Source organism: Actinoplanes sp. HUAS TT8 (genome assembly GCF_051380535.1).
GTDB lineage: Bacteria > Actinomycetota > Actinomycetes > Mycobacteriales > Micromonosporaceae > Actinoplanes.
This window is the reverse complement of sequence record NZ_CP195646.1, coordinates 5,566,261-5,580,576: the sequence shown is the minus strand read 5'-3', so window position 1 is coordinate 5,580,576 and position 14,316 is coordinate 5,566,261. Positions and strand designations below refer to the sequence as shown.

At 71.9% G+C, this 14,316-nt stretch carries 15 protein-coding genes; 5 read left to right on the top strand and 10 right to left on the bottom strand.

Annotated elements, in window-relative coordinates:
• Nucleotides 1-3 precede the first annotated feature (3 nt).
• The 5 genes from ACSHV8_RS24860 (at nucleotide 4) to ACSHV8_RS24840 (ending at nucleotide 4,545) form a co-directional block, all read left to right on the top strand.
• The gene (locus ACSHV8_RS24860; protein ID WP_436536212.1) at nucleotides 4-984 is read left to right on the top strand and encodes a LuxR C-terminal-related transcriptional regulator; all 981 of its coding nucleotides are present in this window, start codon (nucleotides 4-6) and stop codon (nucleotides 982-984) included.
• Between the two features lie 31 nt (nucleotides 985-1,015).
• On the top strand, nucleotides 1,016-2,077 hold the full coding sequence (locus tag ACSHV8_RS24855; RefSeq protein ID WP_436536210.1) for a saccharopine dehydrogenase: 1,062 nt from the start codon (nucleotides 1,016-1,018) through the stop codon (nucleotides 2,075-2,077).
• Nucleotides 2,070-3,209 (top strand): saccharopine dehydrogenase C-terminal domain-containing protein, encoded by a 1,140-nt coding sequence (locus ACSHV8_RS24850; protein WP_436536208.1) that lies wholly within the window; start codon nucleotides 2,070-2,072, stop codon nucleotides 3,207-3,209. Before ACSHV8_RS24855 ends, ACSHV8_RS24850 begins: the two co-directional genes overlap by 8 nt.
• Nucleotides 3,210-3,387: 178 nt before the next feature.
• Entirely contained in the window at nucleotides 3,388-3,636 is a 249-nt protein-coding gene (locus tag ACSHV8_RS24845; protein WP_436536206.1) for a WhiB family transcriptional regulator, read from the top strand.
• 6 nt (nucleotides 3,637-3,642) lie between these two features.
• A complete protein-coding gene (locus ACSHV8_RS24840; protein WP_436536204.1) occupies nucleotides 3,643-4,545 on the top strand; it encodes a LysR family transcriptional regulator in 903 nt (300 codons plus the stop codon).
• 32 nt (nucleotides 4,546-4,577) lie between these two features.
• Here ACSHV8_RS24840 and ACSHV8_RS24835 read toward each other — a convergent pair whose 3' ends face one another.
• From ACSHV8_RS24835 to ACSHV8_RS24790, 10 genes are read right to left on the bottom strand one after another with little or no spacing between them, the layout of a single operon-like run.
• Nucleotides 4,578-5,096, bottom strand: coding sequence for a flavin reductase family protein (locus ACSHV8_RS24835; protein WP_436536202.1), 519 nt, complete (start codon nucleotides 5,094-5,096; stop codon nucleotides 4,578-4,580).
• A gap of 24 nt (nucleotides 5,097-5,120) precedes the next feature.
• Nucleotides 5,121-6,467: a TrpB-like pyridoxal phosphate-dependent enzyme gene (locus tag ACSHV8_RS24830; RefSeq protein ID WP_436536200.1), complete on the bottom strand. Its 1,347-nt coding sequence runs from the start codon at nucleotides 6,465-6,467 to the stop codon at nucleotides 5,121-5,123.
• Nucleotides 6,468-6,479: 12 nt separating this feature from the next.
• Entirely contained in the window at nucleotides 6,480-7,154 is a 675-nt protein-coding gene (locus ACSHV8_RS24825; protein WP_436536198.1) for a 4'-phosphopantetheinyl transferase family protein, read from the bottom strand.
• Nucleotides 7,144-8,331 (bottom strand): acyl-CoA dehydrogenase family protein, encoded by a 1,188-nt coding sequence (locus ACSHV8_RS24820; RefSeq protein WP_436536195.1) that lies wholly within the window; start codon nucleotides 8,329-8,331, stop codon nucleotides 7,144-7,146. Before ACSHV8_RS24820 ends, ACSHV8_RS24825 begins: the two co-directional genes overlap by 11 nt.
• Before the next feature lie 2 nt (nucleotides 8,332-8,333).
• A complete protein-coding gene (locus ACSHV8_RS24815; RefSeq protein WP_436536193.1) occupies nucleotides 8,334-8,582 on the bottom strand; it encodes an acyl carrier protein in 249 nt (82 codons plus the stop codon).
• 42 nt (nucleotides 8,583-8,624) lie between these two features.
• Entirely contained in the window at nucleotides 8,625-9,890 is a 1,266-nt protein-coding gene (locus ACSHV8_RS24810) for a type III PLP-dependent enzyme (RefSeq protein ID WP_436536191.1), read from the bottom strand.
• Nucleotides 9,887-11,419 carry a class I adenylate-forming enzyme family protein gene (locus ACSHV8_RS24805; RefSeq protein WP_436536189.1) on the bottom strand — a complete coding sequence of 511 codons (1,533 nt, stop codon included), beginning with the start codon at nucleotides 11,417-11,419 and terminating at the stop codon, nucleotides 9,887-9,889. The genes ACSHV8_RS24810 and ACSHV8_RS24805 overlap by 4 nt, the downstream gene beginning before the upstream one ends.
• Nucleotides 11,416-11,712, bottom strand: a complete 297-nt coding sequence (locus tag ACSHV8_RS24800) for a phosphopantetheine-binding protein (RefSeq protein WP_436536187.1) — start codon at nucleotides 11,710-11,712, stop codon at nucleotides 11,416-11,418. The genes ACSHV8_RS24805 and ACSHV8_RS24800 overlap by 4 nt, the downstream gene beginning before the upstream one ends.
• Nucleotides 11,709-13,250, bottom strand: coding sequence for an amino acid adenylation domain-containing protein (locus ACSHV8_RS24795; RefSeq protein WP_436536185.1), 1,542 nt, complete (start codon nucleotides 13,248-13,250; stop codon nucleotides 11,709-11,711). The genes ACSHV8_RS24800 and ACSHV8_RS24795 overlap by 4 nt, the downstream gene beginning before the upstream one ends.
• Nucleotides 13,250-14,230, bottom strand: coding sequence for a hypothetical protein (locus ACSHV8_RS24790; protein WP_436536183.1), 981 nt, complete (start codon nucleotides 14,228-14,230; stop codon nucleotides 13,250-13,252). The genes ACSHV8_RS24795 and ACSHV8_RS24790 overlap by 1 nt, the downstream gene beginning before the upstream one ends.
• Nucleotides 14,231-14,316 lie beyond the last annotated feature (86 nt).

The following is a 14,316-nucleotide window of genomic DNA, read 5'->3' as shown; positions in this document are numbered from 1 at the left end:
CCGATGTGGGATCTGCTGGGACTGGACAAGTCGGACGAGGTCGTCTACCGCTACGAGCTGAGCAACCCGGGCTCGACCACCGCTCAGGTGGCCAAGGGCACCGGGCTGCCCGAGGCGAAGGTCGAGTGCAGCCGCGAGCGGTTGATCGCCTGTGAGCTGCTGCGCCGTGTGCACGGCGAGATCCGGCCCGCCCCCGGCGGCCCCTCGGCGGTGGCCGAGCGGCTGCGCGCCGAGCTGGATGTCACGCACTCTCGCAACAAGCGGCAGGTGAGCCTCTTCCAGGCCGAGATGACCCAGTGGCTCAACGCCCAGCTGCTGGGCCGGGGCAACGCGCGCTGTCAGGTCGAGCGGCTGCGCAACCCGGAAGCAGCGATCATCCTCACCGAGGAACTGCTGGCCGGCGCCCGGGCCACGGTCGTGCGGTGCGAGCCGGTGCCGTTCGCCGAGAAGCGCCGCAAGCCGGTCGCCGGTGAGTCGCGAGCGGTGCAACGCGGGGTGAATGTCCGGCTGCTCTACCCGCCCGCTCAGCTGACCGACCCGGACGTGCGCCGGGCCGTGGGGCACGAGATCGACGCCGGCATGGAGGTCCGCGTCGCCGGCGGGACCGGCATGAACGTGACCATCGTGGACCGCTGCTGCGCGGTGGTCAGCGATCAGCGGCGCCCCGGTGGGCAGCAGCACTTCCTGGTCCGGGAGATCGGCCTGGCCCGTACGCTCAGCGACCTGTTCGAGCTCGGCTGGGCGCACGCACGCGACGCCGTGACCCTGCTCAAGAGCGACGACGAGCCGGACGCCGAGATCACGGCCGAGGAGCGCCTGCTGCTGCAGTTGCTGAGCATCGGCTGGAAGGACGAGGCGGTCGCCAAACGTCTCGGTGTGTCGGTCCGCACCGTCCGCCGCAAGATCTCCGAGATCGTGGTGCGGCTCGGGGCGTCGAGCCGATTCCAGGCCGGTGTCATGGCCGCCCGCCGCGCCTGGACCTGAGCCCACTTCACCCCCCCTGCTGAGGAGTGCCATGCCATCGATCACCCGTATCTGGATGCGCGGCGAGGAACGGGTCACGGAGCACCGGGCCCCGATCGTCCCGGCCGACGCGGCGACCCTGCTCGCGCACGGTGCCGAGGTTGTCGTCGAGGACTCGCCGCATCGGCTGTTCCCGGCCGGCGAGTACGCGGCCGCCGGTTGCACGATCGTGCCGGTGGGGTCGTGGCGCACGGCGTCCGAGGACACGTACGTCCTGGGCCTGAAGGAATTACCGCCGGACCCGCCGAAGCTGAGACACCGGCACATCTTCTTCAGCCACTCGTTCAAGGGTCAGCCGGGCGCCGCCGAGCTGCTGGGGCGCTTCGCCGCGGGCCACGGCACGATTCTCGACCTGGAGTACCTGACCGACGACGCCGGCCGCCGCCTGGCCGCATTCGGCTACTGGGCCGGGTACGTGGGCGCGGGCCTGGCCGTGCTGCACCGCCGGGGCCGGCTGCCGGTGCCCCTGGCCCCGACGACCCGCGAAGCGCTCGACGCGGCACTGGCCGGGCAGCCCGGCGACGCGCCCCTGCACGGACTGGTCATCGGCGCGCTCGGCCGGTGCGGGACCGGCGCGCGCGACGCGCTGCGGGTGGCCGGCGCCGAGGTCACCGGCTGGGACCTGGCCGAGACCCGCAACCTCGACCGCGCCGCGGTCCGAGCGCACGACCTGCTCGTCAACGCCGTACTGGTCAGCGCCCCGGCCGAGCCGTTCGTCACCGCCGCCGACGTCACGCACCCCGCTCGCCGGCTGGCCGTCATCACGGACGTCACCTGCGACGTCGGTTCACCGCACCACCTGATCCCGCTCTACGCCGAGACGACCAGCTGGGCCGCGCCGGTGGTCGCCGCCGGCACCCCGCAGGCCCCGCTGGACGTCATCGGCATCGACAACCTGCCCTCGCTGCTGCCCCGCGAGGCGAGCACCGCGTTCTCGGCCGATCTGACCCCGCTGCTGCTGCGACTGAACACCGCGGACGAGATCTGGTCGCGCTGCCGGGCTCGTTTCACATCCACCCTCGACGCCGTCACCGCGGAGGTCTCCCATGTCTGAACTGGTTCGCAGCGGCACCGTCCACTGGGTCGGCACCGGCCTGTCGACGGGCCGCGGCCTCGGTCTGGTCGCCGATGCGGCGCGCGAGACGATCATCTGGGGACGCACGGCGGCCAAGGCGGCGGCCTGCGCCGATCGGCTGGGACTGGCCGGGCGGGTCGCCGCCCGGGAACTGTCCGACGCCGCATTCGAGCAGGCCCTGCGCCCCGGCGACGTGGTCGTGTCGATGCTGCCGGCCACCGAGCATCCCGCCCTCGCCGAGCACAGCCTGCGGGCCGGCGCACACTTCGCCTGCACCAGCTACCTCTCGCCGCAGCTGCACCGGATCGCCGGCCGCGCGGGCGAGCGCGGCCTGGCCGTCCTGGCCGAGGACGGGCTGGACCCGGGCATCGATCACCTGCTGGCTCATGTGCTGGTCGACGAGGCCACGGCGGCGGTGGGTGACGGCCCGGCCTCGGTGCGGTTCACGTCCTACTGCGGTGGCATTCCGGTCACCGCCAACGCCTTCCGTTATCGGTTCAGCTGGGCGCCGCGCGGCGTGCTGCACGCGTTGCGGGAGCCGGCCCGCTATGTCAGCGCGGGTGAGATTCGTGAGGCGCCCCGGCCGTGGGAGCACACCCGCTCGCTGGGCGAGCGCGGCGAGACCTTCGAGGTCTACCCCAACCGCGACAGCTTGCCGTTCATCGCCCAGTACGGTTTGCCGGAGCGCTGGCGCACCGACGAGTTCGTCCGCGGCACGTTGCGCCTCGACGGGTGGCGCGCGGCCTGGCAGCCGGTCTTCGAGCAGTTGCGTACCGGCGACGACGAGGCTATCGACGCGATGGCCGACAAGCTGGCAGCCGAGTATCCGGCCGGCCCCCGGGATCTCGACCGGGTGGTGCTGATCGTCGCCCTGGCGGTGACCGCGGACGACGGCGGCAGTTTCTCGGGACGGTTCGTGCTCGACGTCGCCGGGGACGAACATGAGAGCGCGATGGCCCGATGCGTGTCGCTGCCGCTGGCGGTCGGTATACGGCGGATCCTGGATGGACAGTTGCCGGCGGGCCTCACCCGTGCGGCGGATAACGGACGCGACGCGCAGGCGCAACTCGGCACACTGGCGGCGGTCGGATTGCCCGTTATCCGCGATTAGGCGGGCAATTGTTAATTGTCTCTCGGATTTGTTTCATGCGGTTCATGACATTCAAAAAATCAAATGTCACAGGTTATGGGCGTGGTGGGCTGGGTAGGAATTGGACGTAGCGTAGTGATGTGATCACATGCCGAGCGTGGGCCGCCGCGCGCGGCATCAGCAAAGACTGGGATCCACCATGAGTCTGTGGAACAACGCCGCGTGCGTCGCCGTCAACGCCGACCTGTTCGCCGCCGCCGCGGCGGCCGTACCCGACCGGCACAGCGTCCAGGCGGCCAAGGCCGTCTGCGGCGGCTGCCGCGCCCGCACCACCTGTCTGGCCTGGGCGACGGCCACCGACGAGTCCGGTGTCTGGGGTGGACTGGACCAGAACGAGCGGCGCCGGCTACGCCGCAGGTCCGCTCCACCCGCCGGGCCGCGCAGCTGACCAACCGTGGACACCCCACAGCTGGAAGCGTTCCTGGAAATCGTCGAAGTCGGCAGCTTCACCCGGGCCGCAGCTCACCTGGGCGTCGCGCAGCCCAGCATCACCAACCGCATCAAGGCCCTCGAACGCGCCCTGGGCATGTCACTGCTCGAACGCCTGCCGCACGGCGTGCGGCCCACCGAGGCCGGCTGGGCGCTGGTGCCCTATGCCCGCGAGATCGTCGGCCTGACGGCGCGGGCCCGCGAGGCGGTCCGGGCCCACGGCGAGCCGCACGGCATGCTCAACGTCGGTTCGGTCGAGAGCCTGACCAGCCACCGCCTGCTGCCGCTGATCGAGCACATCTACATGCGCTACCCGCTGATCGAGGTGTCCGTACAGTCGGTCGACAGCAGCGATGCGATCAGCCGGGTCCGCGACGGGCGACTGGACTGCGCGTTCTTCATCGACTGCCCGCGCACGGAGGACGACCTGGTCACCGAGACCCTGTGTGTGGAACCGCTGGCGCTGGTCGTCGGAGCGGGCCACCCGTTGCTGGAGCGCGACCCGGTCACGGTCAGCGATCTGCAGGAGACCACCCTGGTCCGCAGTGAGAATCACCAGACGTATCACTCGCTGTTCGTCAGCGCGCTGGGGCGCCCGCCGCACCGGCAGGGCCGGCGGGTGCTTCATCTGGGTTCGATCGACGCGACCAAACGCAGCGTCGCCAACGGCATCGGGATGGCGTTGCTGCCGGCCGTGGCCATCGAGCCGGAGCTGAGCGCGGGCACCTTGCACCGGGTGGCCTGGAATCCACCGTTCGACACGTACACGCAGGTCACCTGGCGACGCAACCGGACCCATCATCCGGCGATCGTCGCCGTGGTGACCGCCGCCGGCAAAGTCATCCAGGAACAGCTGACCGTGGACTGACACCGGCGCGGCGCCAGTCCACGGTGGCCGGCTCACCGGCGGGTCAGGTCGTGGTACGCCTTCTGGTAGAAGACCAATGGATTGCCCTGCTCGCCGCCGCCCTGCCAGAGCGGCGCGCCGATGACGAGCACGTGGTCGCCGCACTCGGTCAGGTCGTGCACCCGGCAGACGGTTGCCGCACCGACCTCGTCGAGCACCGGCACGCCGTGCCGCCAGTGATACGGCGTCTGCTGGAACCGGTCGGCCGTGCCCGCGCTCGCGAACCGCCGGCACAGGTGCTGCTGGTCGCCGGTGAGGAAGTTGAGCGCGAAACGGCCCGAACCCCGGATCGCCGCGAGGGTCCGGCTCGCCGCGCCCAGCGCCACCACCAGCAGCGCGGGATCGAGCGACACCGACATCACCGCGTTGGCGGTGCAGCCGACCGGGCGCTCGCCGTCGGTGGTCGTCACGACGCTGACGCCGGTCGGCCAGTGGCTCATGAAGGCCCGGAACGCCGGGCCGGAACAGGGATCGGTCACGTCGGCCGGGGTGTGGGCGGTCATCAGGCTCATCGTCTTCTCCTTCACCGTCGTGACCTACGAGGCCACGCTCTGCAGAGTGGCCGCGTCCGGCTGCGGCGGAAGCTGGGCCAGCGACAGCTCGATGGCCTCGGACGGGATGATCTCCTCGGGCATCTGCCCGTCCATGAACGCCCGGTAGGCGCCCATGTCGAACAGGCCGTGCCCGCTGAGGGCGAACAGGATCGTCGGGTGCTCACCGCGCTCGTCGGCGCGCCGGGCCTCGACGATCGCGCCGTGCACCGCGTGCGCGCTCTCGGGCGCCGGGACGATGCCCTCCTGGGCGGTGAACAGCTTCGCCGAGGCGAAGATGTCACGCTGCTGGTAGGCGGCGGCCTCGATCAGGCCCCGGTCGTAGAGCGCGCTGATGATTTTCGCCGTGCCGTGGTAGCGCAGACCGCCGGCATGCATCGCGGGCGGGGTGAACTTGTAGCCGAGCGTGTACATCTTCTGCATCGGAGTCTGCTCGGAGCTGTCGGTGAAGTCGTAGGCGTAGCGCCCACGGGTCAGCTTGGGGCAGGCCGCCGGTTCGACCGACACCGCGCGGATCCGGCCGCCCGCGGTCAGGTTCTCGCGCAGGAACGGGAAGGCCATCCCGCCGAAGTTGCTGCCCGCGCCGAGACCCGCGATCACCACGTCCGGCCAGGCGCCCTGCGCCTTCATCTCCTCGGCGCTCTCCAAGCCGATGACGGTCTGGTGCAGCAACGAGTAGGTCTCACCACTGCCCGCGCAGAAGCGGACCCCGGGCTCGCCGGCGGCCTCCAGCGCCTCACCGAGCGCGATCGAGAGCGTGCCGCCCTTGTCGCCCTCGGCCAGGAAGCGGCGGCCGATCGCCGTCCCGGTGCTCGGGCTGGCGGTCACGGTCGCGCCCAGCAGCTCCATCAGGGTGCGCCGATACGGTTTGCCTTCCAGGCTGCTGCGCACCATGAACACCTGGCACTGCAGCCCGAACGCCTGGCACGCGGCGGCGACCGCGGTGCCCCACTGCCCGGCGCCGGTGGCCACGATCAGTTTCTTCGCGCCGGCCGCCTTGTAGTAGTACGCCTGCGCGAGTGCGGTGTTGAGCTTGTGACTGCCGGTGAGGTTACCGCCCTCGTACTTGAAAAAGATCTGCGCACCGGTGCCCAGCGCCTTCTCCAGGCTCGTCGCCCGGCGCAGCATCGTGGGCCGCCATTGTTCGTAGCCGGTGCGCACCTGCTCCGGGATGGCGATCAGCGGCTGGCGCGACAGCTCCTGGCGGATCAGGCCGAGCGGCAGTTGCGGATCGATGCCCTGGCTGCCGGTCACGCCCGGCGCTGCGACGTCCGGCGGCAGCTCGAAGTCGAGGTCGGCGAGGATGTTGTACCAATGCGTCGGGATGCTCACGGGGTCTCCTGTTCACTTGCTGCGCGAAGGGCGACGGCTGCGGTGATCGTGCGGTTGCGCGGCGACGGCGAGCGCCGCGGGCGCCCACTCCGGGTGGACGCTCCACCGCACCGCCCCCCAGCGGCCGCGGGTGGACCAGGGGTCGACGGGGATGCGCCAGGGGGCACCGGCCAGGCCGAGACCGGTCACCTTGACGCAGGCTTCCTGGACCGTCCACACCCGGGCGAAGGCGGCGCTGCGTTCCGCGGGCGCCAGCGCGGCCAGCCGGTCGGCCCAGGGACCGCAGCAGCGGCGGAGCAGCTGCGCGCTGACCTCGGCCGGTGCCGGCTCGACGTCGATGCCGACCCGGCCGGCCGGCCATACGGCCGCCGCGGTGTGCACCTGCGTGTGCGAGATCGACACCCCGGCGTCGTGACCGGCGAGCGAGATAGCCCCGGTGCCGGCGACCAGCACCCGGATCTGCTGCGGCGCCAGGCCCAGCACCTCGCGGGCGAGTTCGCGCAGCAGGGCCCGGCCCCGCCGGAACTCCTCGCCCCGGCTGTGACCCATGACCGCCGCCTCGGCGTGCTCACCCGGTGCCACCAGGTCCGGGTCGGGGGACCAAGCGCCCTCCCGGACCGCGATCGCCACCGGTGCGAAACCGTCGACCACGTCGACGAAAGAGCAGACCGCCGATTCAGTACGCAAGGTGCACCCCGTTGTCGAGCAGCGCCATCGCCCCGTTGGCGGCGATCAGCCGGTCGTTGGCGTAGTTGAGGCTCGCCGAGCGCAGGTCGCGCAGCACCCGCTCCAAGCCGAGCGGTGCGTCGCGCATGTAGCCGTGCCGCAGGCCGACGATCTCGGTCAAGTTGTTCACCACCGCGAAGCTGCGTTCGGCCGTGTACACCTTGAGCGCGTTGAGCCGTAGCTGAACCGGGATCTCTTCGATGGCGGCGGTGTCCTGGGCGTCGCGGATGCACTGCGCCAGCAGCGCCGCCATGGTGTCCAGGTCGATGCGCGCCCGGGCGATGCGAGCCCGCAGCAGCTCCGAGTCGAGCGCGAACTGCTTGCGGCCGGCCGGGCTGCGCATCAGGTGCAACACGTCGCGCAGCGCGCCGCGGGCCGCACCGAGCCAGCAGGAGGCCCAGGCGACGTGCCCGACGGGCGCGAACGTGCTCACCGCGACCCGCTGAAAGCCGCCCGGCTCCCCGACGATGTTCGTGGGCTCGACGGTTCCGTCCAGCACCATGGCGATGCTGTGCGTGCCGCGCATGCCCATCGGGTTCCACGAGCCGCTGGTCGTGACCGTCAGCGCGGTCCGTGGTGCGTACACCAGCGAGACCTTGCCGGGCGGGGCGTCGGGCAGGTCGCGCATGGTGATCAGGAACCCGTCGGCGTGCAGGCCACCGGTGACGATCGGTGCGTCCCGGTGCAGGTGCAGGTGCCCGTCGCTGCGCTGCAGGGCGTCCTGTGCGCTGAGCAGGTGCCCGCCCTTGCCCTTCTCACTGGTGACCGAGGCGATGTAGACCTCGCCCCGGGCGATCTGGGGGAGAAGGCTCGCCCGCAGGTGCGGTCCGGCGCACTCGACGATCGCCGCCACCTGCTGGCAGTGCATCGCCCAGATCATCGCCGTGGACAGGCAGTAGCCGCCCATCAGGTCGGCGAGCTCGGCGAGGTCGTGCAGATCGCCGCCGAGACCGCCGTACTCGACCGGCACCAGCAGGCCGAGCAGCCCGCTGCCGCGCAGCGCCGCCAGCCCCTTGGTGGGAAACCTGGCCTCGGTGTCGACGGCCGCGGCGCACTCGCGCAGGGTCGGCAGGACCGCCTCGGCGCGCTCGCGCAATGTCGTCGTGGCCGCAGGTGCGGCCGTGGTGTCGACGCCCATGGTCACTGCACCGGGAGCTTCTCGCCGACGCCGAGCGCGGCCTCGAGATCGGCGGGGGTGCTGAACGTCTTGGCGTTCATCATCTCGTCCGGCAGAGCGACGCCGAGCTCGTCCTCCAGATCGAAGACCAGCTCCACCGCCTTCATCGAGTCCAGGCCGAGGTCCTTGAGGTCGGCGTCGGGCTCCAGCGGCGCGTCGGCGGGCAGGTAGCTGAGGTGGCGGCGCAGGACGTCTTCGACGATCGGGTTCATGGTGAGACCTTTCGAGAGGGGGTCGGACGGGGTCGAGAGGGATCAGACGAGTGAACCGAGGGCGGGATCAGTGCGCACGGCGGTGTCGTGAGGGCCGGGCACGCGGCCCAGGACCAGGTGGGAGACGTCGCGGACGGTGTCGCCGTCACAGACGATCTCGACCGGTGTGGGATGACCGAGAAAGCCGAGCAGGCTCGCGGTCAGGCCGTAGGCCCCGACGTTGGGGACCACGAGCAGTTCGCCGGGGCGGACCTCGGGGAAGTCGGCTTCGCGCAGGAAGGTGTCCAGCGGCGTGCAGAGCGGACCCACGACGGTCGTGCGTACCTGGGGCCGCCCGCTGGGCCGGTCGGCCGCGACCAGCGCGGGGCGCAGCGGAGGCAGCCGCCGCAGCCCGGCCATGCCGCCGAGGTGGTTGATGCCGGTGTCCAGGACCACGAAGGTCTTGCCCTTGGAGCTCTTCACGTCGACCACGCCGCACAGCAGCGAGCCACTCGAGCCGGCCAGGTATCGGCCCGACTCGAAGGCCACCGCCGGGTGCGCGTCGCGCCAGCCGGCCAGCCGGCGGTCGAGCACCTGCTCGATCCGCGGGCGCAGCGACGGCCAGAGCGCCCGCGAACCCTCGTGCGCGTACGGCGCGCCGAACCCGCCGCCCAGATCGACCTCGATCAGCTCACCCAGCACCGGGCGCAGCCGCTCGGCGGTGGCCGCGGCGGTGTCGAACTGGGCGACCAGCGCGTCCTCGTCGGTGATGTTCGTACCCATGTACAGGTGCAGGCCTTCGATCCGGACCCGGCCGCCGCCGCGGAACTGCGCCGGGTCGGCCTCGATCCAGGAGGCGTCGGCGCCGAACGCGGACGGCGCCCCGGTCATGGTCAGGCCCAGACCGGCGACCGGCTGGTCGGCGTTGACCCGCAGCAGGCAGCGCACGTCGGTGCCGGCCTGCTCGGCCAGCGCTGCGACCCGCCGCAGGTCCACCGGGGAGTCCAGCGAGAAACGGCGGATGCCGTGTCGCAACGCGTGCCGGACGGTGGCGGTGCTCTTGCCCGGGGCGGTGAGCAGGATGTGCTCGGCGTGCACGCCGGCGGCCAGCGCGGCGTCGATCTCACCGGCCGAGCTGACCTCGGCGTGACAGCCGAGCCGGTACAGCTGCTCGACCACGAGCGGGTGCGGGTTGGCCTTGAGCGAGTAGTACAGCTTCGCCGACGCGGGCAGCATGGCGGTCAGGTCGGCGTGCGCGGCCCGGATGGCGGCCAGGTCGTAGACGTAGGCGGGGGTGCCGTACTGCTCGGCGATCGCGGTGAGGTTCATGCCGGCGCCCCCGCCGAGACCCGCGCGTCAGCGTCGGCCGTGTCCCAGCCGGCGGCGAGGACCTTCTTGTCCACCTTGCCGTTCACGCCCAGGGGCAGGCGGTCGACGATGCGGACCACGGGCGGCATCTTCTGGTCGCCGAGCCGCGCTCGGAGCGCCTCGGTCAGTTCCGGCAGTTCCAGCTTGGTGCAGACGGCCAGCCGCGCGTCCCGGCCGTCGCGCCCGGGCAGCGCCGCGGCCATCTCCACCCCGGGGACGTCCAGCGCCGCCGCCTCGATCTCGGTGGTGCTCAGGCGTATGCCGCGCTGTTTGAAGACGTCGTCGTCACGGCCCAGGAAGTAGAGGTAGCCGTCGGCGTCCACCTTGGCCCGGTCACCGGTGAACAGCATCGGCGAGCCGAACTCGTCGCGCCGGTAGCGGCGGGCGTTGAGCTCGGGCGACTTCCAGTACCCGGCCATCACATTGGGGCCGCGCACGACCAGCTCGCCCGGCTGCCCGGCGGGCACCACACGGCCGTCCTCGTCGACGATGAGTACCTCGGTGTCCGGCAGCGGCCGCCCGACCGAGCCCGGCCGGGTCAGGTCGAGGTCGGGTTCGGCGATGGAGACCCGTTTGCACTCGGTCAGCCCGAACATGGCGAACACCTGCAGGCCCGGGATGGCCTCGCGCAGGCGGGCGCACTGGCCGGCGGACAGGTCGGCGCCGGTGTTGGTAACCATCCGCAACTGCGACGGTTGCCGTCGGCCGCGGGCGACCAGGCGGCACAGCGTGACGGCCAGGCTCGGCACCAGCGGCAGCACGGTGACCTGCTGGTCGACGAGCCGGTTGAGCAGTGCCGGGCCGGCGTCCGTGTCGTTGCCCAGCACCAGGCGCGACCCGGCGATCGTGGTGAGAAACACCTGGTAGAGGCCGTAGTCGAAGGAGAGCGGCAGGCAGCACAGGACGGTGTCGTCGGCCCGGTAGCCCAGCCGGGACTGGATCGCCGTGGCGGCGAACAGCACCTGCCGGTGGGTGGAGACGACGGCTTTGGGCAGCCCGGTGCTGCCGGAGGTGTAGATGAAGCAGACCGGGTCGCTGGAGATGCCGGCCGCCGGGGTGTGCTCCGGCCGGGCCGGCGAAGTCTCGCCGTCCGGGCCGGCGATCTCGTCGAGCCGGTACGCGCGGGTGTCCGGCAGGGTCGAGGCCGACGGCCAGGCGGTGTCGTTGGCGATCACGATCGGTGCCTCGCTGTCGTCGCGGATGTGCCGCAGGTGGAACGGCGAGACCTGGTCGCTGACGATCACGAAGACGGCGCCGATGCGGGCGGCGCCATAGGCGAGGGCGACCACGCTCGCCTCGTTCGCACCGACGATCAGGACGCGGTCACCGCGGCCGACACCGGCCGTGCTCAGCCGGTGGGCGGCATCGTGCGACCAGCCGGCGAGCTGTTCGAAGGTCCAGGAACGGTCGTGGCGGGTCAGCGCGGTCGCCGTCGGCGTGGCGGCCGCACGCAGGTCGATCAGGTCGTGCAGCAGCACGGGGGCGGTCATCGGTCGTCTCCTGACGGGTCGGCGGTGCGGTGCGTGTCGGACAGCGCGTCGTCGAGCAGCCGGGTCAGCGCGTCGATCGAGATGAAGGCGTCGGGCAGGATCCGGTCCGGCGCCACCTCGACGGCCAGTTCGTCCTCCAGCGTCTCCAGCACCGTGACGATGGCCAGCGAGTCGAAGCCGGGCAGGTCGAACAGCGTCGGCGCGGCCAGGACTTGTTGCGGGCTCGCCTGCACGGTCGCGGCGACCGCGTCGAGCACGCGAGAGCGCAACGGCCGCGGCGTGACGGCGGTCATCGGGAGGCTCCGGTCACCGAGGCGGCGACCATGTCGGTCAGCTGTTTGCGGGCGATCTTGCCGGAGGCCGTGCGGGGCAGGTCGGCCACGACGTGCACGGCGCCGGGGACCATGTAGGCGGGCAGGTTCCTGCGGCAGTGCGCGAGGACGGTGGCGCCGAGCTGCTGCGGGTCGGGCGTTCCGGCGCCGATCACGACGGCGTGGATGCTGTGGGTGATCTTGTCGTCGGGTACGGCGACCACCGCCACCTCGGCCACGTCGGGGCAGCTGTCGACGGCCGCCTCGACGTCGCCCAGCTCCACCCGGTAACCGCGGGTCTTCACCATGAAGTCGCGCCGGCCGAGGATCTGCAGCAGCCCGTCGTCGTCGAGGCGGGCCAGGTCGCCGGTGCGGTAGAAGCGCCGTACCTGCGCGTCGACGTTCAGCTCGACGAACGCCTTCTCGTTGAGCTCGGGCCGATTGAGGTAGCCGGGCGTGACGCAGTCGCCGGCGACGACGATCTCCCCGGTCGCGGTGCCGTCGAGGCCGGCCGAACCGTCGTCGGCGAGCAGGGCCAGTACGACGTTGGAGATCGGCCGGCCCAGCGGGACGCGTCCGGTGGGCGGTCCGTCCAGGGTCCAGGCGGTGACGACGTTGGTCTCGATCGGGCCGTAGAGGTTGGTCACCGTCGCGTTCGGCGCGGCCGCCATCAGCTCGGCCAGCGGGCTCGGCTGGAATTCCTCGCCGGCGTAGAGGATCTGGGTCAGCCCGGGCAGTGAACCGGCGGTCACCGCCGATCGCTGGACCAGGGCGGTCAGCGCCGACGGGACGGCGTACAGGTGGCTTATCCGGTGTTCGACGAGGAAGCGGCGCAGGCTCTCGGGGAACAGGGCCACCCGCTCGGGGATGGGATGCACGGTCGCGCCGCAGGCCAGGCCGACGTAGATGTCGTACACGGAGATGTCGAAGTGCAATGGTGCGTGTACCGCGACGTGATCGCCGGGCTGCACCGGTAGGTCGTTAGCCGCCCAGGCGACGAAGGCGGCGGCGTTGCGGTGGGTGATGACCACACCTTTGGGCAGCCCGGTCGACCCGGAGGTGAACAGGATGTACGCGATGTCGTCGCGGTCGACCTCGGGCGCCCGCCACGCCGGATCGGCCTCGGGCCGGGTGTGCGAGACGTCGAGCAGCGGCAGGTCGAGACCGGCGAGCGCATCCGCGGTGTCGGCGACCATCAGCGTGCAGCCGGCCTGCTCGACGATGAAGGCTCGCCGCTCCAGCGGAGCGGCCGGGTCGATCGGCACGTAGGCGCGGCCCGAGCGCAGCACACCGAGCATCGCCAGGATCGCGCCGGCCGTCTTGCGGCTGTGCAGGGCCACCGGTGCCCGGCCGGGGGCGGCGGCGTCGATCGCCTGGGCGATCGCGTCGATCCGGGCCACGGTCTCCCGGTAGGTGAGCGGCTCGCTGTGCTCGTCGACGAGCGCGACACCGTCGGGGTTGCGGCGCGCGGCCTCGAGTACCGAGTCGTGCACGAGCAGGGTCCGGTCGTAGGTCAGCATCACAGTTCGCCTTCGGTCTCGAGGAGGGCCGCCGCCGCGGCGAGCTCGGCGTCGGCCGCCGCCCGCAGGGTGTCCAGGGCGGCCGGCGGCGCCGCCCGGCCCCGGCTGACCCGGCGCAGCGCCACGTATGCGCTCTCGCCGGCCCGCTGCCAGGCGATCTCGACGCCGGCGAGCAGGTCGGCGGCCGGTGCCGCAACCGTGCCCGGCCGCAGCCCGGCGAGCCAGAGCCGGTGCAGACCCCGGCTGCGCCGCAGCAGCCAGGTCTGCAGGGCGAGATGGGTGAGGTCGGCCTCGGTCAGTGCCCGGTACTGGTCGACGAAGCGGTCGTAGCTACCGTCGCGGCCGGCCTCGGCGATGGCCCGGGCGTTGCCGAGGATCAGGTCGGCCGGCTGCGCGGTGTCAGCAGCCGGATCCGTCGGCTCGAGGAAACCCCAACGGCCGCCGGGCAACGCCGCAGCCAGGTCGCTGAGCGCGATGCTGGTCCGGGTCGGGACCGCCGCACCCCACTGCGTGACGTTGTCGTACGGGTCGACGACCGCCACCATCGGGTCGTGACCGGCGTCGATGGCTTCGACGACGAAGCCGTGCTCCATGTGCTGGTGGCCGTGGTACGGCAGCCACGGCAGGTGGTAGGCGTCCGCGACCACGACCAGCGGCGTACCGGCGGTCAGCCTCGCGTGCCAGGCCCGCGCGTCGGCGCCCGGGTCGGTCGTCGGCTGCCACCGCGGCCGCCAGCCGGTACGCCGGCCCAGCAGCTGGTCCTGGTCGGCCGGCGGCAGGGCCGGTCCGAGGCGCCCGTCCGGCCCCGAGGTCAGGTCGAAGCGCCAGTCGGCGGCGAAGGGCGTGCGGACGTCGGCCACCCCTCGCTCGGCGAGCAGCAGCGCGAGCGTGTCGGACACGCAGTCGAGGTAGGCGCTGTCGACGGCCGGCAAGCGGTCGCCGCAGCGGACGAGAACAGATCTCGAGATGACGTCTTGCACGAAGTTCGCTCCTTCGCAATGGCCCGTTGGCATCGACATGCCTGACTGCTTCACCGATCCTGTTCGCCGCCGGTGAGGCACTCAAG

Bases quoted from the DNA above. Each gene is read 5' to 3' on its own strand.
- ACSHV8_RS24800 (WP_436536187.1), bottom strand. From the start codon at position 11,712: ATGACCGCCGTCACGCCGCGGCCGTTGCGCTCTCGCGTGCTCGACGCG.
- ACSHV8_RS24855 (WP_436536210.1), top strand. From the start codon at position 1,016: ATGCCATCGATCACCCGTATCTGGATGCGCGGCGAGGAACGGGTCACG.
- ACSHV8_RS24835 (WP_436536202.1), bottom strand. From the start codon at position 5,096: ATGAGCCTGATGACCGCCCACACCCCGGCCGACGTGACCGATCCCTGT.
- ACSHV8_RS24810 (WP_436536191.1), bottom strand. From the start codon at position 9,890: ATGAACCTCACCGCGATCGCCGAGCAGTACGGCACCCCCGCCTACGTC.
- ACSHV8_RS24860 (WP_436536212.1), top strand. From the start codon at position 4: ATGTGGGATCTGCTGGGACTGGACAAGTCGGACGAGGTCGTCTACCGC.
- ACSHV8_RS24820 (WP_436536195.1), bottom strand. From the start codon at position 8,331: ATGGGCGTCGACACCACGGCCGCACCTGCGGCCACGACGACATTGCGC.
- ACSHV8_RS24845 (WP_436536206.1), top strand. From the start codon at position 3,388: ATGAGTCTGTGGAACAACGCCGCGTGCGTCGCCGTCAACGCCGACCTG.
- ACSHV8_RS24815 (WP_436536193.1), bottom strand. From the start codon at position 8,582: ATGAACCCGATCGTCGAAGACGTCCTGCGCCGCCACCTCAGCTACCTG.
- ACSHV8_RS24805 (WP_436536189.1), bottom strand. From the start codon at position 11,419: ATGACCGCCCCCGTGCTGCTGCACGACCTGATCGACCTGCGTGCGGCC.
- ACSHV8_RS24850 (WP_436536208.1), top strand. From the start codon at position 2,070: ATGTCTGAACTGGTTCGCAGCGGCACCGTCCACTGGGTCGGCACCGGC.
- ACSHV8_RS24795 (WP_436536185.1), bottom strand. From the start codon at position 13,250: ATGCTGACCTACGACCGGACCCTGCTCGTGCACGACTCGGTACTCGAG.